Genomic DNA, 24,021 nt, shown 5'->3' with positions numbered 1-24,021 from the left:
GTGTGCGGCCTCCGCCGACAGTGGCGCTCACATCAACAAAGTAGTAGATGACCCGTTGACGGCCTAATCAGCTCAATCACGCGCCCTCAAGGCTGCTGTATACAACTGATTCCGTGCCCCCCCGGTGATCGCCGCAGCGAGCGCCGCCGCCTGCTTCAACGGCAGCTCCGCCGCCAAGATCCCCAGTACCCGCAATTGCTCGGCGCGATCACGCTCATCGTCAACGCGCGCATCGCCCTCGATCATGATCACCATCTCGCCGAGCTGCTGCTCAGGGCTTGTGGCCACCTGCTGGGCAAGCTCAGCGAGGCGACCAACCAGAAAGGTCTCGAAGCGCTTGGTCAACTCCCGCGCGACCACGGCGCGCCGTGCTGAACCCAAGCCCTCGGCGAGATCGCTGAGGGTCGCCGCGGCACGGCGAGCACTCTCGTAACAGATCAGGGTACCCGGCTCTTTGGCGAAACCTTGGCACCAGGCCAGACGTTGAGGACGCGTACGTGGCGGGAAACCGACAAACAAGAAGCGGTCACTCGGCAAGCCGGCGGCCGACAAGGCGCAGATCGCCGCACAGGGACCCGGGATCGGCTCAACCCGAATGCCCTCTTCTCGCGCCGCCCGCACCAACAAGAACCCGGGATCACTGATCAGCGGCGTGCCGGCATCGCTGATCAACGCGATCGACTCACCCGCTTGCAGTCGCCTCAGCAGGCGCGGAGTCAGCTGATCTTCGTTGTGCTCGTGATAGGACAATAGCTCGCCAGCAATGCCGAATGCTGCGAGCAGTGGACGACTGTGCCTGGTGTCTTCGCAGGCGATCACATCGGCCTCAGCCAGCACCGCTTGGGCCCGCGGACTGAGGTCATCTCGATTGCCGATCGGTGTCGCTACCACGTATAGTATTCCAGTCAAATCATCCCCCTAGTCATCGGCCTCGTGGTTTTTATCTGACAAGCGTGCATGTTGCCTGCACAACCTACATTCCTCACTAGGGGCCTAGCAATCCAGGTGCGGAAGCCTGGGCACTCGACCCAGCCAACGGGAGATGCTGGTGGCCTTATCGCGACTCGCCCTCATTGCCATAGTTAGCACAGTCAGTCTGGTCCTGAGCGGCTGCTTTTATACCAACGCCGCTCAGGTTCCCATGGCGAAGACCTACCCGTACAGCGAGCAACAGCGCATGCAAGCCGCCCACCATTGGCAGGTGCTTGCCGAATATGAAGCCACGGGCATACTGCAACAACCGCATCTGAGGTCGACCCCTCTGTACTTACCCAAGCACAGAGATCACCCCCGCGGTGAGTTCGCCCGCGGATACCGCTCGCTCCTCACCAGCGAGCTCGTTTCCGGTGGGGCGATCGTTCAGAAAGAGCCAGGAGGCGCTGCCACAGTCGATTTCGACGTCGAGGTGATCAACCACAGCGACCGTGGCTTCATTCGCCCCTATCCAGGGACGCTCACCTTAGCCGCCCTTGCCACCGGCATCTCTGTACTCGTGGCGCCCTCAAGCAATGCCGCACTGGCCTTGATACCACCGGTCGCGGGCGCCGATGTTACCAGCGGCAGCTGGACCTCCGTGAGTCAAGAGGAGGTCATTATTACCACTAAGATCACAGATAACGAACGCGTCCTCTATTCCTCATCCAATATCTATTATATCAATCAGGGCGACCGCCAACACTATGATCCGACGCGGATTCCAAAACCGAAGCCCATACCTCGTGTGCCCTTAGATAACCAATGGTAAGGGATCAGCAATGAGTCAATCATCCCTGCTTACCCTGCAGCGAGCTTGGACGAGCCTACTGGCGATCCTGCCCGGCGTACTGCTGATAGGCTGTCTCCCCAACTATAAAACAGACCCTCCCGTCACTTATTATCAGAACGTACAACCAGCGAATCTATCTGCCGAGATCACAGACGCCGCAACACGCCTAATCAGCGTCAAGCCGGAATTGGCGCAATATAGCCCGATGATCGCATCAACCTTCGTCGACATCAATAACCTGAGAGTCTCCTCAACCTTCGGGCGCATCAGCTCAGAGCTCTTTGCATCCGCGCTCTCTCAGGCCGGTGTCCGCATGCGCGAGGTCAAGATGCGCGACAGCCTCTTTGTTGAGGAGAAGCTCGGCGAGCTGATTCTGACGCGCGAGGTTAAGCGTCTCAATGCCGCCTACTCAGCCAACTCGATTTTGATGGGCACTTATGCCGTAGGCTCAAATCGAGTCTACATCAGCGTGCGTGTTGTCAATACTAGGGATTCCATGGTGTTAGCGACAGCCGATCTCAGCCTGCCCCTCGATAATAATCTACGCGCAATGCTCGACGAAAAGGGCTGGTGACCACCTCTTGCGCGTATCGTTGCATCGAAACCATTAACAACAATTAAACATAACAACCATTAAATAAAAATCAAACAACCATCAAACCTAAACGATTAAACCCAAAACATTCCGCCCTACCCTCAGCCGATCAGTGCACGCGATGACCGATCGCCGTGAAAAAGACGCTTGGTACCGGAGCGGAGTCTCTTTCGGCTCGATCCCATCGGTTATATCTTCGGAGTCAATGATGCCTGCTCATCACCTCGATCGACAGCTCCAACAAATAATCTCGACAACGCTTTGTCAAGGCCATTCGCGCCCTCCAACACAGGCGAAGGCTCATGGTCATCGCGCATCACGACCGCGGAAGCTGCAGCGATTGCTGCACGCGAAAATCAGCTCAACCGCGCGGCTTGCTGCCCTGGCGTTGATCATCGGTCTCAGCCTGATTGCTGGCTGCGCCATGGACCCCGTCAAAGACGCCAACCGCTTGCTCGAAACCCTACCGCCAAATGCACTCGCGGAAGCCCGTAGATTGGAGCGCGAAGATCAACCCGGTGCGGCGGCTGACGCCTATCTCGCACTGGCCAAGACCACCGCACCACCAGCACGCCAACAGCTTGAGATCGAAGCAGCGAAAGCACTGCTCCGGGCCGGTGACGCACAGCGCGCAAGCCGCATCCTGCTGGCACTGGATCAAGCGGCATTAACCGCCTCGCAACGCCAGGCCGCACTGCTGCTGCAGGCCGATGTCGCACTCAGCCGCGGCCGCGCCGCCGAAGCCATCAGCACCCTCGATCGCGTCAACTCAGGCGCACTGACAAAGGAGCTGAAAACGCAATACTTCGGTTCCCTTGCGGCGGCTTATCGGCTCAACAAAGAGCACGTGCGGGCCGCCGAGAAGCTCGATCAACTCGACCGGCTGCTCACCTCACCCGATGCGCGCATGGACAACCAAGTCTCGCTTCTCTTCACCCTGAGCAGTCTCAGTCAGGCGCGTCTTGCAGAGGCCGAAAAGGCCGCCAAAGGACGCATGCGTGGCTGGATTGAACTGGCACAGATCCTCGCAGGGAAGAGCATCGCCACCCCCGAACTCAATGCCAGCCTAAAATCCTGGTGGGACAAGAACCACTCGAGCCATCCCGCCCTTGCCGGACTTGATGACGCCTACTTCACAACGCTTGCCGGCGGCTACGCTGCTGGCACCAACGCACTGGTTCTGCTGCCGACCAGCGGACAATTCGGTGCTGCGGGCAGGGCCATTAAAGACGGCATCATGGCTGCCTACGAAGCCGACCGCAGCGGCACCCGCCCCAGGCTGAGCTTCGGGGCAGATAGCGCCTCCGCATACGCACAGGATGTCGATGCCGGCGCCAGCCTGGTGATCGGACCGCTGCAGAAATCATCCGTGACCGCGCTTGCCCGCCAGGGCGCGCTGCCGGTGCCGACCCTTGCCCTCAACCGCGCCAGCGGTGCGACGACACCGAACCTTTACCAATTCTCGCTCGCCCCAGAAGACGAGGCCATGAACGCCGCCAACTACGCCTTTGCAGCGGGGTTGAAGCGCGCGGCACTGGTCTATCCCCAGAGCGCTTGGGGCTCAAGAATGGCGGACGCGTTCCGCAGCCAGTGGCGGGCGCTTGGCGGCACCCTCGTTGCACAGCCCACCTATGGCTCAGTCAGCAACGCCGCCGAATCCGTGGCCAGCAGCGATGCACAAGTCGTCTTTCTTGTCGCCACAACCCAGAACGTCGCCTCGCTTTGGGAGGCGCTGCGGCTCACCGGGGTTGCGGTCCCCGTCATCGCCACCTCGCATGTCTACGACGGCGCCTTCAACCCCTCGCGAGATCAAACCTTGGCCGGCCTGTACTTCGTCGACATCCCCTGGCTGCTCGACCAACAACGCTCCGATAGACTCTCACGTCAGGCCCTGCAAGGAACCCTAGGCGACGTCAGCGGTCCGCTTGCGAGACTCTACGCGATGGGCATCGACGCTTATCGGCTCAGCCCGCGCATCAGCGAGATGGGCCGCCAGCCTGGCACCTTCTTTCCCGGCGAGACCGGTGGGCTGAGCGTCGACTCGCGCGGCCAGGTGCAACGACAGTTGACGCTGGCGCGTTTTACCGGTTCGGGGGTGACCACAGCAGACCGCATCGACACGACCGAACCTGAATCCAGTGGGGATTGAGCCCATGCAAGCCCATCGACCAGCTCGCACCTCGAGCGCGCGATCTTGACCACCAAGGCAACCCCCTGGCGCAAACGGCTCGGCGACTATCAGGAGCAGCAAGCCCGCCGCTATTTGGAGCGACAAGGGCTCGATCATGTCGCCAGCAATGTGCGTTGCAAACGTGGTGAGCTGGACCTGGTGATGCGCGATGGCGAGACACTGGTGTTTGTTGAAGTCCGCTTTCGTGCATCCGCTCGTTTCGGCGGTGCTGCGGCCAGTGTCGACCCACGCAAACAGGCGCGCCTCAGCGCCGCTGCGGCCTATTATCTACAACGCCACTCGATCAATCTGCCATGCCGGTTTGACGTCATCGCCATCGATGGCGCCGGCGCCATCCAATGGATTCGTCATGCCTTTGCTGCCAGTTCCTAATCTGATTCGAGCGCTCCTGGTCGTCATAGCCAGCGGCCTAACCCCGCTCCTCCAGGGCTGCGCGCCAGCAGCAGTGGTCGGAACCGCATACGGCGCCTCGGTCCTGCATGAGCGCCGGTCAGCAAGTACCGTGCTCGACGACGAGATGATCGAGATCAAGGCGAAACACCACTTCTTCCAGACCCCGGAGGTCGAGCAGGCGAGCCGCATCTCGATCACCAGCTATAACTACCAGGTGCTCCTGACCGGCCAAGCCGACAGCGCCGAGGTGAAGAGGCGCTTCGCCGAGATCGTCAGTCAGCTACCGAAGGTCACCAGGGTCTACGATGAGGTCCAGATCGGACCGTCGATCTCGCTCGCGCAAGAGAGTCAGGATGCCTTGATCACCTCACGCGCCAAGATCGCGATCGGCGGTGGCAGAGGCGTCAAGGGGTTCGACGCAACCCGCGTCAAGATCGTCACCGAAGACGGCATCGTCTACCTGATGGGCCTGGTCACGCGTGAAGAGGCTGATACCACGACCGAGGTCGTACGCCGACTGCCCGGCGTCGTTCGCGTCGTCAAGTTGTTCGAGTATATCGAGCCGAAATCGCCATCAAGCAGCCCATCAGCAACCGATTCGTCAGCACAGACACAGACTGATGGCGCTTGATCCTTCCGCCATCCAGGGCCTAACAGAGATCGTTGGCCCGAAGTCTCTGCTGACCGACCCAGGCGACTGCTGGCCTTACGGCTACGACAATAGTCGCCGCCAAGGCCTGCCCGCAGCGGTTGCCTTCGTCACCAACGCCGAGCAAGTCGAGGCGCTGGTTCAACTCGCGAACCAACACGGCTTTCCCATCACCGCACGCGGACTCGGCACCGGAACCACCGGCGCCACGGTGCCGGAGCGCAACGGCATCGTCATCGCCTTCGAGCGCATGAACCGCATCCTGCGCATCGACCCGGCCAACCGACTCGCCGTGGTCGAGCCCGGGGTCGTCAACGAGACCCTGCAGCGCGCCTTGGGCGAACAGGGTTTCTTTTGGCCGCCCGACCCCACCAGCGCCGCGATCTGCACCATTGGCGGCAACCTAGCGTATAACTCGGCCGGCCCGCGCGCAGTGAAGTACGGTACCCCGCGCGAGAACACCCTGGGCCTAGCGGCGGTCACCGGCAGCGGCCAGTGCATTCGCACTGGCGTCCTCACCACCAAGGGCGTGGTCGGCTATGACCTGACTCGCTTGATCATCGGCTCCGAAGGAACCCTAGCGCTGATCACTGAAGCGACGCTGAAGCTCACTCCAAGGGCCGAAGCGAAGCAGACCCTGCGAGCAACCTATCGCAATATCCAGGCCGCAGCGGACGCAGTGGCAGCCATCATGGCGCAGCCAATCACCCCCTGCGCGCTGGAATTCATGGACGCCGCGGCGATCGACATGGTGCGCCAATACTCCGACCTCGGCGTCAGCGCCGACACTGGCGCGCTCCTGATGATCGAGGTCGACGGACCGGCTGACTGCGTTTCGACCACCGCCGATGCCGTCGCTTCAGCGGCTCGCAATCCCGGCCTGCTTGACCTCAGCGTCGCCCGCGACCGTGAACAAATCGCTGCACTCTGGCGCACCCGTAAGGCCCTCTCTCCGGCGCTGAGGCATGTCGCACCCAAGAAGATCAATGAAGATGTGGTGGTGCCGGTCTCCAGGATCGCAACCTTTATCGACACCCTAGAGCAGCTTGGACGCCAGCATCGCATCCGCATCGTCAACTTCGGCCATGCTGGTAATGGCAACATCCATGTCAACCTGCTGGTCAATCCAGACGACGTTGATGAGATGGCGCGCGCAGCCGACTGCCTCGCCGGCGTCTTCGATTGCGTCGTCGCGCTTGGTGGCACCCTCTCCGGTGAGCACGGGGTCGGGCTCGAGAAACGCGACTTCGTCGACCGCGAGATCGACCCACCCGCGCTCGCTCTGATGCGCGCCATCAAGGCGCAGTTTGATCCGAACGACATCCTGAACCCCGGCAAGGGGCTCCCGCTTGTCGTGCCCGAGTCAGAGTCAGGCGGCCTATAAGGTCCTCAGCTAACGCCGGCGTTGGCGCAAGTAGCCGCGGCTACTCTGCTGGACCTGCGGAGCCATGATATCGAATGCCGGAACGCCATCCGGATACAGCAGCGGCGCCAACTCGTGCAATGCACGTTCATAAACGCGGCGCTTGAAGTAGACGACATCCTGTACCGGATACCAGTAGCGGACCCAGCGCCAGGCATCGAACTCAGGCTTTTCGCTGCGATCGAGGCAAAAGTCGCCTTCCCCGCATTGGACCCTGAGCAAGTACCACACCTGCTTTTGGCCAATGCAGATCGGACCGCAGTGACGCCGGATAAAGCGCTTGGGCAAGCGGTAGCGAAGCCAGCCTCGCGTGCAGCCAAGAACTTTGACATGTCCTGGCAACAGGCCAACTTCCTCCTCCAATTCGCGATACATCGCCTCGAGCGGTGTCTCGTCGGACTTGATCCCACCCTGTGGAAACTGCCACGCGTTTTGCCCGACACGGCGCCCCCAGAACAGGCGGCGGTCTGCGTTGCTCAAGATGATGCCGACGTTTGGCCGGAAACCGTCCCCGTCGATCAAGTTGCTGTACCTTTTTGAGTTTCGTTGGCATTCTTCCACAATCTGCCTAGCCGCTTCAAATCCCGCGAAGGGCCACAGAGACTCGATGCTTTCCCTGAACAACACTGGCTATCGCATTTCACACCCGATTCAGACTTAAGCGCAGGCCCTTTTGGGCCATGCCAGCGCCAAAGCCGGGCGAGGGTATGGCCAAATCCGAGATAATCCTAGCCTCATCAGCCCAAGCCGCCTTTAAGGCCAAACCATGCCTCTTGCCATCTTCGATCTTGACAATACACTGCTCGGCGGAGATTCCGATTACCTGTGGGGGCGTCACCTCATCGACCTCGGCGTCGTCGACGGCGAACAGTACGAGCGAGCCAACCAGCAGTTCTACGACGACTACCGCGCTGGACGGCTTGATATCGACGCCTTTCTGCGCTTCTCGCTCGCGCCCCTGAGCCAGCACCCGCGCGCACAGCTCGAGCGCTGGCGCGAAACCTTCGTCCGCGAGCGCATCGAGCCAATCATGCTGCCAGCAGCGCATGCCCTGGTCGAGCAGCACCGAAGCAACGGTGATACGCTCATGATCATTACCGCAACCAACGCCTTTGTTACCGCGCCCATTGCCGAGCGGTTCGGCATCGAACACCTGATAGCGACCGAGCCCGCCCTCGTTGACGGACACTATAGCGGCCAAACCGTCGGCACACCGGCGTTTCGCGAAGGCAAGGTTGAACGCCTCCGTCAGTGGCTAGATGCGCATGCGGCAAGCTTGAGCGGCAGCATCTTCTACAGCGATTCGATCAACGATCTGCCATTGCTCGAAACGGTGGACTTCCCGGTCGCGATCGATCCTGACGAGCGCCTGGCCGCCATCGCCCATGAGCGCGGCTGGCCGATCCGATCACTGCGCAGCTAACGACAAAGCGCGACCAGCAGAGCGCGTCCAGACCCCGTTCCGTCATCCACCTGTCACCCAAGTGCCATTTGATCGACATCGGCCTCCGCTACACTGATCCGTTATCCCGTAGCGATGGTCGAAGCGAACATAAGAGCGGATATGGGAGCGAATATGGGAGCGAATATGGGAGCGAATATGGGAGCGAATATGGGAGCGAATATGGGAGCAAGTACAGCTGCGCTTAGCTTCAAACGCGGTGAGCGTCTGTTCGTCGAGCTAGCCGATTCCCCGGAGGCGGTTCGAGAGGCACAAGCGCTGCGCTACCAAGTCTTTGGCGAAGAACTCGGCGCCAAGCTCAAAACCGGCGAGCATGGACTCGATATCGATGAATTCGACGCCTTTTGCGAGCATCTCTTGGTGCGCGAGACCAGAACCAACCGCGTCGTCGGCTGCACGCGCTTGCTCAGTAACCAGAGCGCTGAACGGATCGGCAGGTTCTATTCCGAGAGCGAGTTCGAGCTTGGCATCATCCCATCGTTGCCCGGCCGCCTGTTAGAGCTTGGTCGCACCTGCGTGTCTCATGAATGCCGCCACGGCTCCGTCATTGCGGTACTCTGGTCAGGCGTTGCCCAGTATATTCAGCAACACCAGATCGATTACCTGTTTGGCTGCGCCAGCGTTCCGCTCGGCGAGAACGACTGCCAAGCCGCCGCCATCATGAACCGCCTACGTCGCCAGGCCATGGCACCGGACACCATGCAAGTCATTCCCCGAGTCCCACTTCTGACAGCTGTCGGCGCCACCGATGTGCTCGACGCGCCCCTCCCGGCATTGCTCAAGGGCTATGTCCGCCTCGGTGCCGTTGCCTGCGGTGAGCCCTGTCGCGACCCCGATTTTGAGGTCGCCGACGTCTTGATGTTGCTCGATATGCGCTCGCTCAACCCGAGCTATGCTCGGCACTTTCTGGAGCGCATCTAGGAATCACAGATGGCTCGACCGAACCCGGGCAGCCTGCGAGCGACGATGCGCGTCGTCGCAATCGGCGGACATCTTCTGTTTGGCGCGCTCATCGTTGTCGGCTTGGCGCTCTGGCGTACGCTTGGCATCGGTGGCATCAACAACGCACGTCCGATCATCGTTCACTGGTGGTACCGGCGGCTCACACCGATGCTCGGACTCAAGATCCGCGCTCAGGGACGCTCAGCGAAACGCGTCTTGCTCGTTGCCAACCACATTTCCTGGCTCGATGTGCCAGTACTCGGCTCACTCGCGCCGATCAATTTCCTCTCCAAGTCAGAGGTACGCGGCTGGCCGATGATCGGCTGGATGTCGGCACAGATCGGAACCCTCTTCATCAAGCGCGGCGGCAACCAAACCGCTGACCTGATCGCACGCATCGCTGAACAGGTTCGCGAGCGACAGGCGGTCGTGATCTTTCCGGAAGGAACCACCAGCGACGGCCACCAACTGCGACGCTTTCACCCGCGGCTGCTTGCTGCAGCGCAACAATCCAGAATCGATGTACAGCCGGTTGCGATCCGTTACGGCTCGAACAACAGCCCTGATCACATCGCACCCTTTATCGATGACGACACACTGATCGCACATCTATGGCGCGTTCTCTGCCAACCACAGACTGAGGTCAAGGTGCACTTCCTCGACATCATCGCCAGCACGCTCATGGACCGACGCACGCTCGCCGCTAAATGCGAGTCCCAGATTACGCAGGCCCTCGACATCACTGTCACCGCAGATCGCGCCAACGCCCGGCGGCGTGTCGACGAAGAAAAACACCGATGACGACCCCCCAAGCCGACACCCAGAGCCCAGGGTCGCCGATCGCGCGGCCGAAACTGCACATCGCGCTGGTCACCGAGACCTACCTGCCAGAGATCAACGGCGTCGCCAATACCCTGGCGCAGATCGCACGTGGGCTCGAGCGCCGAGGACATCAGGTCAGCTTGGTCAGACCCCGACAACCTGCAGATCGGCGGCGATCAGGCGCCGGCAACACTGAGCGCAATCGGCAACCAGAACCTGCCGAACTGCTCGTCGGCGGCCTGCCCTTGCCTGGCTACCGCGGGCTGCGCTTTGGCCTCCCTGCACTCGGCAAGATTCATCGTCGATGGCGCGACGCACGACCGGACGCGGTCTACATTGCCACCGAAGGCCCGCTCGGTCACGCAGCTCTCCAGGTCGCCGCACGTCAAGGCATCCCCACGCTTACCGGCTTTCATACCCAGTTCCAGCAATACTGCAGCCATTACGGGGTTGGCTTGCTGATGCGGCCAATCATCGAGATCCTGAAACGCTTCCACAACCGATCCGGGGCAACGCTGGTGCCGACACAAGCGTTGCGAGACGATCTTGCCGCCGCCGGCTTCAAGAACATGCATGTGCTCAGCCGGGGCGTCGACACCGAGCGTTTTTCGCCGCATTATCGTAGCGAGAGGCTGCGCAGCTCCTGGGGCTGCAGTGAGGACACGCTGGTCGCGCTCTATGTCGGGCGAATCGCCGCAGAAAAGCACATCGACCTTGCGATCGAAGCCTTCGAGCGCATTCAGCGTGTTGAGCCGAACAGCCGATGTGTTCTAGTCGGCGATGGGCCGGAGCTCGCACATCTGCGCCGCCAGCATGGTCACCATATCTACACCGGCGCCAAGGTAGGGGAAGAACTGGCCGCACACTATGCCTCGGCCGACTTGTTCGTCTTCCCGAGTCTCACCGAAACCTTCGGCAACGTCCTCACCGAGGCACTCGCCAGTGGCGTCGCAGCACTCGCATTTGACTATGCGGCCGCTCGCGAGCACCTGCACGATGACCGAAACGGCTATAGTGTGGCGATGGGCGATCGCGAGGCCTTTCTTCTGCGCGCAGAACAGGCCGCCAGTGATCGCACGCGGCTGCGGCTGTTTGGACAAGAAGCCCGGCGAACAGCGGAAGCGCTGAGCTGGGACCCTGTGATCAGAGACCTTGAACAGCATCTATACTCAGTGATCGACTGCGCCAGCAACCAGGGTGAGCGCCATGAACCCATTCCTGCGACTGCTGAATGAGTTAGAGACTCCCGTCTGTCGACGTTGGAGCCGGGCCCATCAACGCCCTTGGCTGTTACATCCTTTTGCGCTGATCAGCCGGCTCGGCAACGGCGTCTTCTGGTACAGCTTGATGGCCATACTGCCGATCGTTGACGGCATCGACGGCCTCAAAGCGGCTTTGCACATGCTGTTAACGAGCGGGGTTGCGCTCGTCCTCTACAAGAGCCTAAAGGGCTATACCCGACGAGTACGGCCCTGCCATTATGCGGCCGACATTGCTGCCAGCGTCCCGCCGCTAGATCGCTTCAGCTTTCCGTCCGGGCATACGCTGCACGCGGTCAACTACTCGACCATCGCGCTCTTCTACTATCCGAAGCTGGGTTGGCTCTTGATCCCGTTCACCCTACTGGTGGCGGCATCACGAGTTGTGCTCGGCTTGCACTACCCGAGCGACGTCCTCGTTGCATCCGCCATCGGGCTCGCGCTTGCCTACAGCAGCCTGTTGTTGGTCGCTTAATCGGGCCGCGGCCAGGCAAACCGCGCTCGCATCTGCCGGCCTGAGCGTCAGACGCAAAAAAATCCGGCGGCCGACCCCGAGCTCGGGGCCGACCGCCAGATTCGGGGCCGTTAAGTTGGCTTATCGCTCAGCTTACTTGGCTTCAGGCGCAGCAGGGGCGACTGGGGCGCCATATGGCACGGCACCATACGGAGCTGCGTAAGGAGCGCCACCATAAGGTACGCCATAGTAAGGAGCGCCGTAGCCACCATAGTAGGGATTGCCGTAACCGTAGCCATAGCCGTCGCCGCGGCCATAGCCGTAACCACGCCCACGACCATAGCCGCGACCACCGCCACTCATGCTCATGTTGAAGTCGCCGTAGCCATCGCCGAACATGTCGCTGAACATGTCGCCCATGCCGTCACCCCAACCATTGCCATATCCACGGTCGCCGTAACCAGGACCACCCCACCATGCGCTAGCAGAAGCGGACACACCAAGAAGAACGGCAACGGCTGCGGCAGTAGCAAGCTTTTTCATCTAATTTCTCCGAATTCGATTTTGTCTGGGTTGCAAGCGTCGCCGCATGTACTGCGACAACGGAGATCATTATATTAGCGTTTTCTAAAATTGATATTCAGTAATGCCTATCACACCCCCCATCTCGATAGACATGACAAATAGAGGGCTCGCACGCCCAACATTAACATGGCGCAGCGGCACAGCCGGCACAGCATCACGCGCCCCGACAACATGGCTCAGGCTAACGGTGCTGAGAGCAAACGCATGGAAAGGTCGACCGCCTCAACGTGCTTCGTCAGACCTCCAACCGAAATATCGTCGACCCCGGTCTCCGCGATCACCCGCAGCCGATCCCGGGTGATGCCGCCAGAGGCCTCCAACCTCGAACGCCCCGCCGTCAACTCCACCGCCCGTCGCAGCTCGGGCAAGCCGAAGTTATCCAACAGCACACGCTCGACCCCAGTGTCCAAGGCCTCGCTCAGCTCATCCAGCGACTCGACCTCGATCTCGACCGGCGCATCCCCGGCCAGTCGCCTTGCTGCAGCGATCGCCGCACGGATCGATCCCGCCGCGCGGATGTGGTTCTCTTTGATCAGGATCGCGTCGAACAGGCCCATCCGGTGATTATCGCAACCGCCGCAGACCACCGCATATTTCTGCTGCCGCCGCAAACCGGGCAAGGTCTTGCGGGTGTCGAGGATACGCACCGGCAGCCCCGCCACGGCATCGGCATAACGGCGCGCGCGGGTCGCGGTTCCGGACAGCAGCTGCAGGTAGTTCAGCGCGGTGCGCTCACCGGTCAGCAGTTGGCGCAGATTCCCCCGCAATGAACAGAGCAGTTGCCCCGGCAACACCCGCTCGCCGTCGCGTGCGTGCCATTCAATCTCGACCAACGGATCGAGCTGACGGAACACCTGATCGAACCAGGCCACCCCACAGAGCACGGCGTCGTCCCGAGTGATCACCTCTGCCCGCGCCACGGCATCCACCGGCAGCAGCTGGGCGGTAAGATCCCCAGCGCCAACATCCTCAGCCAAGGCATCGCGGACTTGCCTCTCGATCAGTGCTGGCGGCGGCAGATATCGCGACAACGACGCTGCACTCGGGTCGCAGACAGGGACAGCAGTAGGCATGAGATCAGATCCTCGGCATAGAGAAATAACAAGCACATGGATCAGGAGCACGGGCAACAAGGAGATCAGATAGAGCGCACTGAGGCAGGTCATCGTCCTTATTGCGCTCGTGTCCGAGACATGCGCGCGGCCTCAATTGTCGCCTATAGTTGCGACTTTGCGATCACTGAATGTGGTCCGCGCAGAACGATTGATTCAGTGCAGGCTGGCGATGAACCCGGATGATGAACGGATGATCGATATAACCGATCCCAAGCTTGATGCAGCCGGTCGACTGAGCATCGCGCGTTGGACCGCCTCTGCGAATGCCAACGAGCGCCCAGAAGGCCTCGAGCCCGACCTGCTGGTCATCCATAACATCAGCCTGCCACCAGGGCGGTTTGGCGGCCCCTGGATCGAGCAGCTGTTCTTGAACCAGCTCGACCCCAGCGCCGACCCCTTCTTTGCCAGCATTGCCGGACTTCGGGTCTCGGCGCATCTACTGATCCGCCGTGATGGCGAGCTGCTACAATTCGTCGAGCTTGGACGCCGCGCTTGGCATGCTGGACGCTCGTCGTTCCAGGGTCGCCCAGAGTGCAACGACTACAGCATCGGCATCGAGCTAGAAGGGGCGGATAATGTCGCCTTTTCGGATGCACAGTACGAGCGGCTTGCGCAGGCAACACAGCTGATCCGCGCCCGCTATCCCGCCATCACTCGCGACCGGATCACCGGCCATGAGCACATTGCCCCGGGTCGCAAGACTGACCCCGGCCCGGCATTCGACTGGCCGCGTTACCTCAACAGCCTGCCCGACTGATGCTCCCGGAAGATCAAGACTAGCCGGCGCGTGCGGCAATAGCCGCCGCGGCGGCAGCGGCAGGACGAGAGACCGGCTGCTGCTGAGTCAGCGGCTGCTCCGAGGTCAGCACTTGATGGCCCTCGGTCCAGCGCAGCAATTCGATAGTGCCATCGTGATGCTCGACCAGCGCCGTGCAGCTCTCGACCCAATCGCCACAGTTGCAATAGGTCACGCCCTCGATGTCACGGATCTCGGCATGATGGATATGACCACAGATCATGCCGTCGACAGCGCGCCGCCGCGCCTCCTCGGCCACCGCCTCTTCAAAGTTGCCGATGTAGTTGACGGCATCCTTGACGCGGTGCTTCAAGTAGGCCGCTAACGACCAGTAGCCGAAACCGAACCGCCGTCGCACAGCATTCAGCCGATGATTAGCCGAAAGCAGCAAATCGTACAACCGCGACCCGAGCATCGCCAGCCAGCGCCCGTTCTGCACTACCTGATCGAACTTATCGCCGTGCATGATCAGAAACTGCCGGCCATCGGCGGTGGTATGCACCAATTCGTCGCGCAGCTTCACCTGACCGTACTCCGAGTCCAGGTGATCGCGCAGGATCTCGTCGTGATTGCCCGGCACATAGACCACCTCGGTGCCATCGCGCGCCTTGTCCAAGATCGCCCGCACCACATTGTTGTGCGACTGCGGCCAGAACAGCCCGCTCTTCATCGCCCAGACATCGATGATGTCGCCGACCAGGTACAGTTGCTTGCAGTCGGTCGCTTGCAGAAAATCGAGCAAGAACTCGGCTTGACAGCCGCGAAACCCGAGATGGACGTCCGAGATCCAGATGCTCCGGTACTTCAACGGCCGTAGATGTGTTACCTGGCTCATGCTGATCAGGCCCCAGTAAAATGACGTGGCGGCCATGGTCTCGCGTCTTTGTTGCGAGAGGATGCACAGGCGATGAAGATCTGGTGAAAACGCCCGCGCTGCGGTCGCGCCGCCGAGGCAGGTTGCCGCCCGCAGCACGCGGCCGTGCATGCGTATACTGGCACCCCTTAAGACAATGTCCATCAACTGCTTCCCGATTTGAGCACCACTGTAGGGCCATCACTGGGAAGTGGAATTTAGACAGCGACTCAGCGGCGGTCGATGTCCGACTTGCCGATGCTTACCAACCCGTGCCCCTCAGGGCAGGCAAGCAAAGCATCGGCGAACCCCCTTTAACACCAGACTTGAAACTGAAACGAGGCGTTTTTCCATGGCACGCGAATCCGTGAACAAGGTCGTCCTCGCCTACTCCGGCGGGCTCGATACCTCGGTGATCCTGACCTGGCTGCAGGAGGAATACGGCTGCGAGGTGGTCACCTTCACCGCCGACATTGGTCAGGGCGAGGAGGTCGAGCCGGCCCGCGCCAAGGCCGAGGCCGCTGGCATCAAAGAGATCTATATCGAAGACCTGCGCGAGGAATTCGTGCGCGATTTCGTCTATCCGATGTTCCGCGCCAACGCCATCTACGAGGGCGAATACCTACTCGGCACCTCGATCGCCCGGCCACTGATCGCCAAGCGCCTGGTCGAGATCGCCGCCGAGACCGGCGCCGATGCCATCAGCCACGGCGCCACCGGCAAGGGCAACGACCAGGTCCGCTTCGAGATCAACGCGCTGGCGCTGCGGCCCGACATCAAGATCATCGCCCCCTGGCGCGAATGGGACCTGCTCTCGCGCGAGAAGCTGATGGCCTACGCGGCCGAGCACGGCGTGCCGGTCGAGCAGAAGCGCGACGGCACCAAATCGCCCTACTCGATGGACGCCAACCTGCTGCACATCTCTTATGAAGGCTACGATCTAGAAGACCCCTGGGTCGAGCCGGGCTCGGGCATGTGGCGCTGGACGCGCGACCCTGTCGATGCGCCCAACACCCCGCAGGAGATCGAGCTGACCTATCGCGCCGGCGACATCACCGCCATCGATGGCCAGCCGATGTCTCCCGCCGAGATCCTCGCCGAACTCAACCGTATCGGCGGCGAGCATGGCATCGGCCGCGCCGATATCGTCGAGAACCGCTACGTCGGCATGAAATCCCGCGGCTGCTACGAGACCCCCGGCGGCACCATCATGCTCAAGGCGCATCGGGCGATGGAATCCCTCACCCTCGACCGCGAGGCCGCGCACCTGAAAGACGAGCTGATGCCACGTTATGCCACGCTGATCTACAACGGCTACTGGTTCAGCCCCGAGCGGATGATGCTGCAGGCCGCCATCGATGAGAGCCAGCGTGTGGTCAACGGCCAGGTCCGGCTCAAGCTCTACAAGGGCAATGTGCTGGTGGTCGGTCGCCAGTCAGACAGCGACAGCCTGTTCGATGAGTCGATCGCCACCTTTGAGGATGACGCCGGCGCCTACGATCAGAGCGACGCCACCGGCTTTATCAAGCTGAATGCCCTGCGGTTGCGCGTGGCTGGGCGTCGTCGCGGCCGCTGAGCCGCGGCGTTCTTAACAGGTGGACGGTTGAAACTGTACCCGTGGAGGCTCCTGCCGGATACACCCGACCCGCCCTGAAGCAGGTACCAGCAACTTCATGAGTGGGGCGCATCAGGCTCCGGCATTTACCGCAGGCAGCTCGGAGGGCAACTCGCCACGCTCGCGCAAGACCTCGAACGGGTCCGGCGCGGTGCGCTTGCGGCCAACATCATTGAGTCGGCTCAGATAATCCAGCCACAATGGCTGCCAGCCGCGGCCAAGCTTATATAGGTACTGCCAGTCGTAGAGACCAGAGCGGTGGTTATCGTCGAAGACGATCTTCACCGCATAGCTGCCGATCTGTTGCAGATCGGTGATGTTCACCGCCTCCTTGCCCACCTGCAGCTTGGCCTGATCCGGGGTATGGCCACGGACCTCGGCGGAGGGCGAATAGACGCGCAGGTATTCGCAGGGCAGTCGGAAGCGCGCCCCGTCGTCGTAGACGATCTCGAGGATGCGGGATTGTTGATGCAGGTTGATCTCGGTCGGCAGCGGATGCTGTTCCATCGGTCGGCAACTCCGTCACGGTGTTCGTCGTTCATCTGCCGACTCAGGTGCGGACGTCGACCGGGTTTGCAATGTTGCCGCGCCGAGAGAACGCGGGGATTGGATCTCAGGCCGCCGCTGCCTGAGCAAGCCGTTCGACCTCCGGCCAACCGCCGCAATGCCGCTCGATCAGTCCGGCGAGCATCTCCAGATGCGCCGGATCATCATTGAGGCAGGGGATGTAGTGATACTCCTTGCCGCCGGCCTCGATGAAGTAGCCGCGATTCTCGACATCGATCTCCTCCAGGGTCTCTAGGCAATCCGCCGAGAACCCGGGGGCGATCACATGCACACTCTCGACGCCATCCCCACCCCACAGCTTCAGCGTCTCGTCGGTATAGGGCTGCAGCCACTCATCGCGACCCACCCGCGATTGGAACGACACCATCCAGCGGTCATCCTCCAGCCCCAGGCGCTCGGCGACCAGGCGCGCGGTCTTATGGCAATGACAGTGGTAGGGATCACCGGCCATGAAGTAGCGCTTGGGGATACCGTGGAACGAGAACAGCAGCCGCTCCGGCTCGCCATGCTCGGCGCGGGCGGCGCGGATGCTGTTGCAGAGCGCGTCGATATAGCCGGGCTCGTCGTGGTAATGGTTGATGAAGCGCAGCTCGGGCAGCCAGCGCCAGGTGGTCAGCTCATTGGTCACCGCATCGAAGGTCGAGGCGGTGGTGGTCGCCGAATACTGCGGATACAGCGGCAGCACCAGCAGCCGGCGCACGTTCAACGCCTTGAGTCGATTCAAGGCCTCGGGCACCGATGGCTTGCCGTAGCGCATGCCCAGCTCGACATGCACCCGGCCGCCGAGTCGCTCGCTGAGGATCGGCTGCAGCCCAGCCGCCTGCCGCCGGGCGACATCGAGCAGCGGCGAGCCCTTGTCGGTCCAGACCGCCTGATAGGCCTTGGCCGAGCGGCTCGGGCGCACGCGCAGGATCACCCCATGCAGAACCAGCCACCAGATTGGTCTAGGTATCTCGACCACGCGCGGATCTTTCAGAAATTCCGCCAAATAACGGCGGACCGCCGTTGGCGTCGGCGCCTCCGGAGTACCAAGGTTCAACATGAGCACGCCCAGGTGCTCTGACATGTCGTGCTCAAAGCCGACGATGCTCTTATATTTCATCGGGGTCCCATGGGTTGTGCGCGTTTTCCCTGATCTTCATCACCAAGTCCACAGATTGGCGCACGCCGAGCCGGGTTTCAACCGGATTGCGCAATTATCATCAAAGCCCCCAGCCACTTCATGACCAACCAAGGGCAGTGCCAATGGCTGTCAAACCTCCTGCGAGCCCTTGAGCTGGCGCAGAATCGCCCGAAATCGCAGCGGATCATCCTGGCCAAAGACCGGATCCTGCACGTCCGGCGCTGCGGCCAGCAGCTCATCCCAATCAGCCGCCGACAAACAGGCCAAAGCCAACGGAAACGCCTGTTCGTCCTCGATCCGCATGTGGGCACGCAGCTGCCCGATCAGCTCACGTCCACGGCGCTCCACTTCGTCACGCCGCAACACCTCCTCGTGCACGATACCCTCCAGCGCTTCTTTGAAACGCCGATTGAGCTGAACCAAGGCCTGATGCTGTTGCATCAACTGTTGCAATAACGCGTGTCCGGCACCTTGCTGCGCCAACACGCGCGCAAAGATCAGATCTTCGCTGGGATGGTGGACCTGATCGGCATAATCGATCAGGTATTCCATCAGCTCGCACATCAGCTCGTAGTCAGGCTCGAGCCCATCGCGAAACTCATCGAGCAGTCCCTCAAGCAGCCTAAGCAATTGCTCAAGCCGGCGATGATCTTGATCGAGACGCTGCAATAGCTCGTTCATTCCGGCCACCTCTCGGTGATGCGTTGCAATCAGAACTGGCGCCGCCGTAGCCAGCGCCAAAAGCTACCCCGCGGCAGGCTGACACCGGTTACCACATAGGTCAGCACGTCGGGGTTATTGAGCGTCCACTGCATCCAGTCACGCGCCTCAGGACGACCGCAGAGTAGCAGTTGATCGCCCACACGTAACCGCTGGCTGAGGTCGGGCAGCACACAGCAGCTTGAGCCGCGGGTGTGCATCAAACAGATCGCCGCGAGCGGATCATCGCGGTTGCGGGGATCGCGGATCAGGTCTTGCAAGCTCGGCTCCTGGCCTTGACCGGCCAGTTGGTAAGCAACCAGCCCGAAGGTTCCGCCTACCTTGAACTCCCACAGGATCGGCGGGCGTTCGTCCGCCAGCGCAACGATGCGACTAAACAGCTCGCAAGACCAGCTATCGGGTTCCTTGTCCGCCTGACTCACGAATTCGGTCAGCAGCGGGGCACTCAGTAGGATACGAATCCGCTGCGCCACGATCAGGCTCGGATGCATCAGGATATCCGCATCCACCGCTCGGAACAGCTCCTCATTCATCAGCTGATTTTCCCGCACCACGGTAAACAGGTTCGGGTTCAGCTCCTTTGCCGTCATGATGATGGACAGATTGTTGGCGTCGTTATCGGTGCCTGCAATGATGCCGACCGCGCGATGGATGTCGGCCTGCTCCAAGGTCACCGCCTCGGTGCCGCGCCCCTTGATCAACAGCCCCGGCGGCAGGCCGGTGCGTTCCGGCTCCATCTCCACCACGATCAGCTCAACCCCCTGTGCGGCGAGCTGAGAATACAACGCCTTGCCGAAGCGACCATAGCCACAGATGATCCACAGCCCCTCGGCTGGCGGGTAGACGGGCTCAGGCAACATCGAGCTGTGCAGCTGGCCGAGCCAGTCCTGCAATGCGGTCAGGCAGGGCGAGTCGATCGCGGTGCTGAGATAGCGGGCGAAGATATCAAAGGGGTCATAGATGTGGTCGGTACCAAACGAGGCCATGTTGGCCTCGACATCATGCGAGTCCGCACGGCAAATCACCTTGGCATCAGGATGCATCAGCTTGGCCGCCAACGCCACCTTCAGGTTCACCTCATTGGATGAGGTCAGCGCCAATACGCCAGCACAGTAAGGACTGCGTAGCCCAGCCAAGAGCAAAGAATCGGGGCGGCGCACGTCGGCACGCAGCGCGGGTACGAACTCTTGCAGCGACTCGAGCTTGAGCAGGTCGATCCGCTCCGGATTATTGTCGAGCACCACGGCCCGCTGACTACGCTCGGTCAGCGCCCGCACCAGCCCACTGCCGGTCTGCCCATAACCGCAGACCAGATAGAAGTCCTCCTTGAGGCGTCGCACATGGCCGGCAAAACGATGCTCCTCCATGGTCCGGCGCAGCGCCTTGTCCTGCAGCAGCGCGATCATCGAGCCGACCGAATACAGCCAGCCGGTGACGGTGGCGTAGATACAAAGCGTGACCCAGATCCGCTGCGCGTCACTAAATGCTTGCGGCAGCTCACCAAAGCCGATCGTGGTCGACATATAGCTGACGAAGTAGAAGGCATGGAAGATGCTCAGATGCCAGCGGCTACCGTCTGGATGTTGTCCAGGGATCAGCACGAGCCCGATGATCGCGACCGAATAGAGCACGATCAGCGTGAGCAGCGGCGCACGCATGCGCCGAAGGATGAGAAAGATGACGCTGTCCAAGCGCAGGCCCCGATGGCTGAGCAGTTATCTCAGCCGCTTAGCGTCGCAGCATGGTGGTTTCGATGATCAGCAAGATCACCGAGACGACGTTGGCCACCATGGCGCCAGCGGCAAGCGAGACGACACTGGCCAGCACAGCCGGAGTGAACCCCTCCGCCGAGGCATGCGCGGCGATAGTCCAGATCACCGCCCCGCCAATCAGCTGCAGGATCGCCACCAGACTGGTCGCCAGCAGCACCGCGCCCATCTGTGAGCGATCACCGAGCTTGAGCACGGTGGCGATCAGGTTCACCACCAACACCACGGCAAGCTCGAGCGCATGATGATGATCCGGATTGTCGATCTCGCCGTAGACGAAGCCAAAGTTCAGCGTCAGGGCCAGCAGGATGAAGAATCCAAAGACAACCTTCTCGGGATTCATGCGGTTCTCCTCGTACAACGCGGACAGTCGTAGGTCAGGCGCGTATCCTATACCGATTTGGTGCCGCGGGCTTCAGCGCTGAGCGCCGTCCGCCGCTCGCTCACCGCGCACAGGCGCCTCTACCTTATGAGCCAATCGCCCCAGATCCCGCCTTTACCGGAGGCACTCAACGCTCCACGGGCCGAGCTCCGCACCGCTCAGGCCGGACGCATCGCCTATTACCATGACCCAGCCGGCGAGGGTCGACCGCTGGTCTTGGTGCACAGCATCAATGCCGCGCCGAGCAGCTACGAGGTCAAACCGATCTTCGAGCATTACGCCGGCCGCCGCCCGGTCTATAGCATCGAGCTGCCCGGCTTCGGCCATTCCGAGCGCGCCGATCGCCGCTACTCCGCTGAGTTGTATGCCAACGCCATCCGCGCCCTGCTCGAAGACGTGGTGCAAGCGCCGGCGGACCTACTCGCCCTCTCACTGAGCGCCGAGTTTGCCGCGCGCGCGGCGCTTGGCTCACCGGCCAGCATCGCCTCACCGGGCTCGCCGGCCAGCGTCGCCTCATTGGTGCTGATCTCGCCCACCGGTTTCTCACGCCGACCGCTACCGCCCATGGGCCTCGGTCGCGGCCTGCATGGCGTGCTCGGTGCGCCGCTCTGGAGCCAGGGGCTCTATGATCTGGTCGCCTCCAGACGCAGCATCCGTTACTACCTCGGCAAGTCCTTCCGCGGCCAGCCACCGCAGGCGTTCCTCGACTACGCCTATGCCACCTCGCACCAGCCGGGCGCCCGCTACGCACCGCTGATCTTCCTCTCGACCCAGTTGTTCACCCGCAACGCCGTCGACAAGCTCTACGCCCGCCTGACCAAGCTCCCGGTGTTGGCGATCGCCGACCGCGATCCCTACGTCACCTTCGAAGAGCTCGACGACCTGGTCTCGCGTCAGCCCAACTGGCGGCACGAAACGCTCGCCCCGCATCTCAGCCTGCCGCAGTGGGAGCAGCCGGAGGCGCTGTTTGAGGCCTTGGATCGGTTTTGGACTGGGGGTTGAGAGGGCGGTTCGGCGGTTCTAGTGGATCGCCACTCAGAGCAGCAGGAGAGATGGCTCGCTTCTCTGTATTGACCATCTGCTTGACCGCGAATCAGCCTGTGACTAGGGTCTAGACATGATCACCTGGGATGACGCCAAGCGGCGCAGCAACATCGCCAAGCACGGTTTGGACTTTGCCGAAGCCGACGCGATCTTCGATGGACCGATCTTTACCGAGCAGGATATTCGTGAAGCCTATGGTGAGCCACGGTTTAAGACCCTGGGCGTCCTTCACGGCCGCGTCATCGTGCTCGTCTGGACCGAACGGGACGACGACCTGCATTTGATCTCACTGCGATATGGTGACAAGCGTGAAACCCGAGACTTCTTCAAACAGCTTCAGCCCTGAGCAGATACAGGCGATGATCGATGCGGCTCCGGAGGAAGCCGTGTTCGACCCAGACAACCCACCGCTTGAGCCTGAGTTCTGGGAGAACGCAGTCTTCGTTGCGGGTGGTGGGCCAGAAGCGGTCAAGGCCGCGTTAGCTGAACGGCGCCGCTTGCGCGGTCCGCAGAAGGCGCCGACCAAGATCCCAGCCACCATCCCGCTCGACCCGGACGTGCTCGCAGGACTGCGCGCGACCGGCAAAGGCTGGCAGACGCGAGCCAACGCGGCGCTGCGCGAATGGCTCCAGCACCGCGAGCACTCCTAGCGCCCACGGACAATTCCCATCTTTAGATGCCGGCGCCTTGGACCGGCATTCAGCTCAACACCACTCCGAGAATCCACCCTTCCACCTCGGCCAGGGCGCGCTCTGACGGCGCTAAGCAGGGGCAGAGGAATCCTTGCAGTCGATCATCGAGATCGGCTTGACGAAGCCAGGCGGCGACCGCATAGGCGTCGTGTTGGTCCGGGGTGCGGCCTTCGGTCGGGAAGTCATGTTTCCAAAGGGCTGGGTAGACCTCAGTCACGGCTGACCGACCTGCCGGGATCTCCCAACCGTCGAAGGGCCAGCAGTGCAGTCGATCGCCGAGCTGCCGACGCAGCGACAGTAGCCAAGGCAGGCCAGCGTGCGTGGACTTGGCGACTTGCCCCTGGACATCGAAGTGGAAGACCGACTTGGCCGTGCCGGCGCGCACCTCCGTCAGCCGTCGCCAACGGGGATTACCGGTACGTAGCGCCCCTTGGCCGACGTCGCCGTCGCGGACGAAGTCGACATAGATGTCCTGATCGGTTGGCCAATGCCGCTGGAAGTCTTCGAGGAAGGCCGGCCAGTCGAGCGGCAGCTGGTGGGCCTCGAAATAGGCCAAGGGAAACGAGAAGGCGTGATCGATGCCGACCAGTGTGGGCCGGTCTTCTGCCAGTCGCTCTGCCAGGTACTGCGCGAGGCCGAGGCGCGTCCAATACTTGCGCGGGCTCGGCGGCGGTGGAATCTCGACCGGCGGCTCCGTGCGCGTCGCGGCGTAGAGGCGCAGGCCCTTGAGGCTGCTGCTGGGAGTCTGCGCGCCGGAATAGTCGATGCCAAGGTAGCGTTCAAATTGTGGCATGAGCGATCAGGC

At 61.7% G+C, this 24,021-nt stretch carries 27 protein-coding genes; 16 read left to right on the top strand and 11 right to left on the bottom strand.

The window, feature by feature from the left end; genetic code table 11:
- Window positions 1–72: 72 nt before the first annotated feature.
- Entirely contained in the window at window positions 73–891 is an 819-nt protein-coding gene (rsmI, locus tag CCR96_RS09980; RefSeq protein ID WP_201219986.1) for a 16S rRNA (cytidine(1402)-2'-O)-methyltransferase, read from the bottom strand.
- Between the two features lie 250 nt (window positions 892–1,141).
- On the opposite strand from rsmI, the gene CCR96_RS09975 reads away from it, so the two are divergent.
- The 6 genes from CCR96_RS09975 (at window position 1,142) to CCR96_RS09950 (ending at window position 6,977) form a co-directional block, all read left to right on the top strand.
- Window positions 1,142–1,744, top strand: coding sequence for a hypothetical protein (locus CCR96_RS09975; protein WP_201219985.1), 603 nt, complete (start codon window positions 1,142–1,144; stop codon window positions 1,742–1,744).
- Between the two features lie 10 nt (window positions 1,745–1,754).
- Complete coding sequence (locus CCR96_RS09970; RefSeq protein ID WP_201219984.1) at window positions 1,755–2,339, top strand: FlgO family outer membrane protein; 585 nt, start codon at window positions 1,755–1,757, stop codon at window positions 2,337–2,339.
- Window positions 2,340–2,700: 361 nt separating this feature from the next.
- Complete coding sequence (locus CCR96_RS09965) at window positions 2,701–4,509, top strand: penicillin-binding protein activator (RefSeq protein ID WP_201219983.1); 1,809 nt, start codon at window positions 2,701–2,703, stop codon at window positions 4,507–4,509.
- 45 nt (window positions 4,510–4,554) lie between these two features.
- Window positions 4,555–4,923, top strand: a complete 369-nt coding sequence (locus CCR96_RS09960) for a YraN family protein (RefSeq protein ID WP_207191938.1) — start codon at window positions 4,555–4,557, stop codon at window positions 4,921–4,923.
- 73 nt (window positions 4,924–4,996) lie between these two features.
- Complete coding sequence (locus tag CCR96_RS09955; protein WP_338035861.1) at window positions 4,997–5,575, top strand: BON domain-containing protein; 579 nt, start codon at window positions 4,997–4,999, stop codon at window positions 5,573–5,575.
- Window positions 5,565–6,977: an FAD-binding oxidoreductase gene (locus tag CCR96_RS09950; protein WP_201219981.1), complete on the top strand. Its 1,413-nt coding sequence runs from the start codon at window positions 5,565–5,567 to the stop codon at window positions 6,975–6,977. Before CCR96_RS09955 ends, CCR96_RS09950 begins: the two co-directional genes overlap by 11 nt.
- Window positions 6,978–6,986: 9 nt before the next feature.
- On the opposite strand, the gene CCR96_RS09945 is transcribed toward CCR96_RS09950, so the two are convergent.
- Complete coding sequence (locus CCR96_RS09945) at window positions 6,987–7,538, bottom strand: RNA pyrophosphohydrolase (protein ID WP_201219980.1); 552 nt, start codon at window positions 7,536–7,538, stop codon at window positions 6,987–6,989.
- A gap of 244 nt (window positions 7,539–7,782) precedes the next feature.
- Here CCR96_RS09945 and CCR96_RS09940 point away from each other — a divergent pair, with 244 nt between their 5' ends.
- The 5 genes from CCR96_RS09940 to CCR96_RS09920 all read left to right on the top strand — a co-directional run bounded on the left by CCR96_RS09940 (window position 7,783) and on the right by CCR96_RS09920 (window position 11,976).
- Window positions 7,783–8,439: a histidinol-phosphatase gene (locus CCR96_RS09940; RefSeq protein WP_201219979.1), complete on the top strand. Its 657-nt coding sequence runs from the start codon at window positions 7,783–7,785 to the stop codon at window positions 8,437–8,439.
- 201 nt (window positions 8,440–8,640) lie between these two features.
- Window positions 8,641–9,399, top strand: coding sequence for a GNAT family N-acetyltransferase (locus tag CCR96_RS09935; RefSeq protein WP_201219978.1), 759 nt, complete (start codon window positions 8,641–8,643; stop codon window positions 9,397–9,399).
- 9 nt (window positions 9,400–9,408) lie between these two features.
- Entirely contained in the window at window positions 9,409–10,221 is an 813-nt protein-coding gene (locus CCR96_RS09930) for a lysophospholipid acyltransferase family protein (RefSeq protein WP_201219977.1), read from the top strand.
- A complete protein-coding gene (locus tag CCR96_RS09925; RefSeq protein WP_201219976.1) occupies window positions 10,218–11,477 on the top strand; it encodes a glycosyltransferase family 4 protein in 1,260 nt (419 codons plus the stop codon). The genes CCR96_RS09930 and CCR96_RS09925 overlap by 4 nt, the downstream gene beginning before the upstream one ends.
- Entirely contained in the window at window positions 11,449–11,976 is a 528-nt protein-coding gene (locus tag CCR96_RS09920; protein ID WP_201219975.1) for a phosphatase PAP2 family protein, read from the top strand. The genes CCR96_RS09925 and CCR96_RS09920 overlap by 29 nt, the downstream gene beginning before the upstream one ends.
- 132 nt (window positions 11,977–12,108) lie before the next feature.
- Here the strand turns inward: CCR96_RS09920 and CCR96_RS09915 are convergent, their stop codons facing one another.
- Both CCR96_RS09915 and nadC read right to left on the bottom strand, forming a co-directional pair.
- Entirely contained in the window at window positions 12,109–12,498 is a 390-nt protein-coding gene (locus CCR96_RS09915; RefSeq protein WP_201219974.1) for a sulfur globule family protein, read from the bottom strand.
- Window positions 12,499–12,716: 218 nt separating this feature from the next.
- A complete protein-coding gene (gene nadC, locus CCR96_RS09910; protein WP_201219973.1) occupies window positions 12,717–13,613 on the bottom strand; it encodes a carboxylating nicotinate-nucleotide diphosphorylase in 897 nt (298 codons plus the stop codon).
- A 232-nt stretch (window positions 13,614–13,845) separates the two neighbouring features.
- Here nadC and ampD point away from each other — a divergent pair, with 232 nt between their 5' ends.
- Window positions 13,846–14,412 (top strand): 1,6-anhydro-N-acetylmuramyl-L-alanine amidase AmpD, encoded by a 567-nt coding sequence (gene ampD, locus CCR96_RS09905; protein ID WP_201219972.1) that lies wholly within the window; start codon window positions 13,846–13,848, stop codon window positions 14,410–14,412.
- A 19-nt stretch (window positions 14,413–14,431) separates the two neighbouring features.
- Here the strand turns inward: ampD and CCR96_RS09900 are convergent, their stop codons facing one another.
- Entirely contained in the window at window positions 14,432–15,286 is an 855-nt protein-coding gene (locus CCR96_RS09900; protein WP_201219971.1) for a UDP-2,3-diacylglucosamine diphosphatase, read from the bottom strand.
- Between the two features lie 370 nt (window positions 15,287–15,656).
- Between CCR96_RS09900 and CCR96_RS09895 the strand changes: the two genes are divergently transcribed.
- Window positions 15,657–16,880 carry an argininosuccinate synthase gene (locus tag CCR96_RS09895; protein WP_201219970.1) on the top strand — a complete coding sequence of 408 codons (1,224 nt, stop codon included), beginning with the start codon at window positions 15,657–15,659 and terminating at the stop codon, window positions 16,878–16,880.
- 111 nt (window positions 16,881–16,991) lie between these two features.
- On the opposite strand, the gene CCR96_RS09890 is transcribed toward CCR96_RS09895, so the two are convergent.
- From CCR96_RS09890 to CCR96_RS09870, 5 genes are all read right to left on the bottom strand, one after another.
- Window positions 16,992–17,426, bottom strand: a complete 435-nt coding sequence (locus tag CCR96_RS09890; RefSeq protein WP_201219969.1) for a gamma-butyrobetaine hydroxylase family protein — start codon at window positions 17,424–17,426, stop codon at window positions 16,992–16,994.
- A gap of 106 nt (window positions 17,427–17,532) precedes the next feature.
- On the bottom strand, window positions 17,533–18,588 hold the full coding sequence (gene hemH, locus CCR96_RS09885; protein ID WP_201219968.1) for a ferrochelatase: 1,056 nt from the start codon (window positions 18,586–18,588) through the stop codon (window positions 17,533–17,535).
- A 150-nt stretch (window positions 18,589–18,738) separates the two neighbouring features.
- On the bottom strand, window positions 18,739–19,290 hold the full coding sequence (locus CCR96_RS09880; RefSeq protein ID WP_201219967.1) for a hemerythrin domain-containing protein: 552 nt from the start codon (window positions 19,288–19,290) through the stop codon (window positions 18,739–18,741).
- 29 nt (window positions 19,291–19,319) lie between these two features.
- Window positions 19,320–21,020 (bottom strand): potassium channel family protein, encoded by a 1,701-nt coding sequence (locus CCR96_RS09875; protein WP_201219966.1) that lies wholly within the window; start codon window positions 21,018–21,020, stop codon window positions 19,320–19,322.
- Window positions 21,021–21,057: 37 nt separating this feature from the next.
- Window positions 21,058–21,441, bottom strand: a complete 384-nt coding sequence (locus tag CCR96_RS09870) for a DUF6394 family protein (protein WP_201219965.1) — start codon at window positions 21,439–21,441, stop codon at window positions 21,058–21,060.
- A gap of 126 nt (window positions 21,442–21,567) precedes the next feature.
- Between CCR96_RS09870 and CCR96_RS09865 the strand changes: the two genes are divergently transcribed.
- The 3 genes from CCR96_RS09865 to CCR96_RS09855 all read left to right on the top strand — a co-directional run bounded on the left by CCR96_RS09865 (window position 21,568) and on the right by CCR96_RS09855 (window position 23,174).
- Window positions 21,568–22,482, top strand: coding sequence for an alpha/beta fold hydrolase (locus CCR96_RS09865; RefSeq protein WP_201219964.1), 915 nt, complete (start codon window positions 21,568–21,570; stop codon window positions 22,480–22,482).
- A gap of 115 nt (window positions 22,483–22,597) precedes the next feature.
- Window positions 22,598–22,870, top strand: coding sequence for a BrnT family toxin (locus CCR96_RS09860; RefSeq protein ID WP_201219963.1), 273 nt, complete (start codon window positions 22,598–22,600; stop codon window positions 22,868–22,870).
- Window positions 22,871–22,883: 13 nt separating this feature from the next.
- Entirely contained in the window at window positions 22,884–23,174 is a 291-nt protein-coding gene (locus tag CCR96_RS09855; protein ID WP_201219962.1) for a BrnA antitoxin family protein, read from the top strand.
- Window positions 23,175–23,223: 49 nt separating this feature from the next.
- Here the strand turns inward: CCR96_RS09855 and CCR96_RS09850 are convergent, their stop codons facing one another.
- Window positions 23,224–24,009 (bottom strand): hypothetical protein, encoded by a 786-nt coding sequence (locus CCR96_RS09850; protein ID WP_201219961.1) that lies wholly within the window; start codon window positions 24,007–24,009, stop codon window positions 23,224–23,226.
- Between the last annotated feature and the right edge of the window lie 12 nt (window positions 24,010–24,021).

The sequence above is a fragment of the Halochromatium roseum genome (assembly GCF_016653315.1).
Lineage (GTDB): Bacteria > Pseudomonadota > Gammaproteobacteria > Chromatiales > Chromatiaceae > Lamprobacter > Lamprobacter roseus.
This window is presented reverse-complemented; position numbering and strand designations above follow the sequence as displayed.

Coding starts and splice junctions, on each gene's coding strand:
- CCR96_RS09975 (WP_201219985.1), top strand. CDS start 1,142: ATGGCGAAGACCTACCCGTACAGCGAGCAACAGCGCATGCAAGCCGCC.
- CCR96_RS09970 (WP_201219984.1), top strand. CDS start 1,755: ATGAGTCAATCATCCCTGCTTACCCTGCAGCGAGCTTGGACGAGCCTA.
- CCR96_RS09950 (WP_201219981.1), top strand. CDS start 5,565: ATGGCGCTTGATCCTTCCGCCATCCAGGGCCTAACAGAGATCGTTGGC.
- CCR96_RS09940 (WP_201219979.1), top strand. CDS start 7,783: ATGCCTCTTGCCATCTTCGATCTTGACAATACACTGCTCGGCGGAGAT.
- CCR96_RS09935 (WP_201219978.1), top strand. CDS start 8,641: ATGGGAGCAAGTACAGCTGCGCTTAGCTTCAAACGCGGTGAGCGTCTG.
- CCR96_RS09930 (WP_201219977.1), top strand. CDS start 9,409: ATGGCTCGACCGAACCCGGGCAGCCTGCGAGCGACGATGCGCGTCGTC.
- CCR96_RS09925 (WP_201219976.1), top strand. CDS start 10,218: ATGACGACCCCCCAAGCCGACACCCAGAGCCCAGGGTCGCCGATCGCG.
- CCR96_RS09920 (WP_201219975.1), top strand. CDS start 11,449: ATGAACCCATTCCTGCGACTGCTGAATGAGTTAGAGACTCCCGTCTGT.
- CCR96_RS09915 (WP_201219974.1), bottom strand. CDS start 12,498: ATGAAAAAGCTTGCTACTGCCGCAGCCGTTGCCGTTCTTCTTGGTGTG.
- nadC (WP_201219973.1), bottom strand. CDS start 13,613: ATGCCTACTGCTGTCCCTGTCTGCGACCCGAGTGCAGCGTCGTTGTCG.
- ampD (WP_201219972.1), top strand. CDS start 13,846: ATGATCGATATAACCGATCCCAAGCTTGATGCAGCCGGTCGACTGAGC.
- CCR96_RS09900 (WP_201219971.1), bottom strand. CDS start 15,286: ATGAGCCAGGTAACACATCTACGGCCGTTGAAGTACCGGAGCATCTGG.
- CCR96_RS09895 (WP_201219970.1), top strand. CDS start 15,657: ATGGCACGCGAATCCGTGAACAAGGTCGTCCTCGCCTACTCCGGCGGG.
- CCR96_RS09890 (WP_201219969.1), bottom strand. CDS start 17,426: ATGGAACAGCATCCGCTGCCGACCGAGATCAACCTGCATCAACAATCC.
- hemH (WP_201219968.1), bottom strand. CDS start 18,588: ATGAAATATAAGAGCATCGTCGGCTTTGAGCACGACATGTCAGAGCAC.
- CCR96_RS09880 (WP_201219967.1), bottom strand. CDS start 19,290: ATGAACGAGCTATTGCAGCGTCTCGATCAAGATCATCGCCGGCTTGAG.
- CCR96_RS09870 (WP_201219965.1), bottom strand. CDS start 21,441: ATGAATCCCGAGAAGGTTGTCTTTGGATTCTTCATCCTGCTGGCCCTG.
- CCR96_RS09865 (WP_201219964.1), top strand. CDS start 21,568: ATGAGCCAATCGCCCCAGATCCCGCCTTTACCGGAGGCACTCAACGCT.
- CCR96_RS09860 (WP_201219963.1), top strand. CDS start 22,598: ATGATCACCTGGGATGACGCCAAGCGGCGCAGCAACATCGCCAAGCAC.
- CCR96_RS09855 (WP_201219962.1), top strand. CDS start 22,884: ATGATCGATGCGGCTCCGGAGGAAGCCGTGTTCGACCCAGACAACCCA.
- CCR96_RS09850 (WP_201219961.1), bottom strand. CDS start 24,009: ATGCCACAATTTGAACGCTACCTTGGCATCGACTATTCCGGCGCGCAG.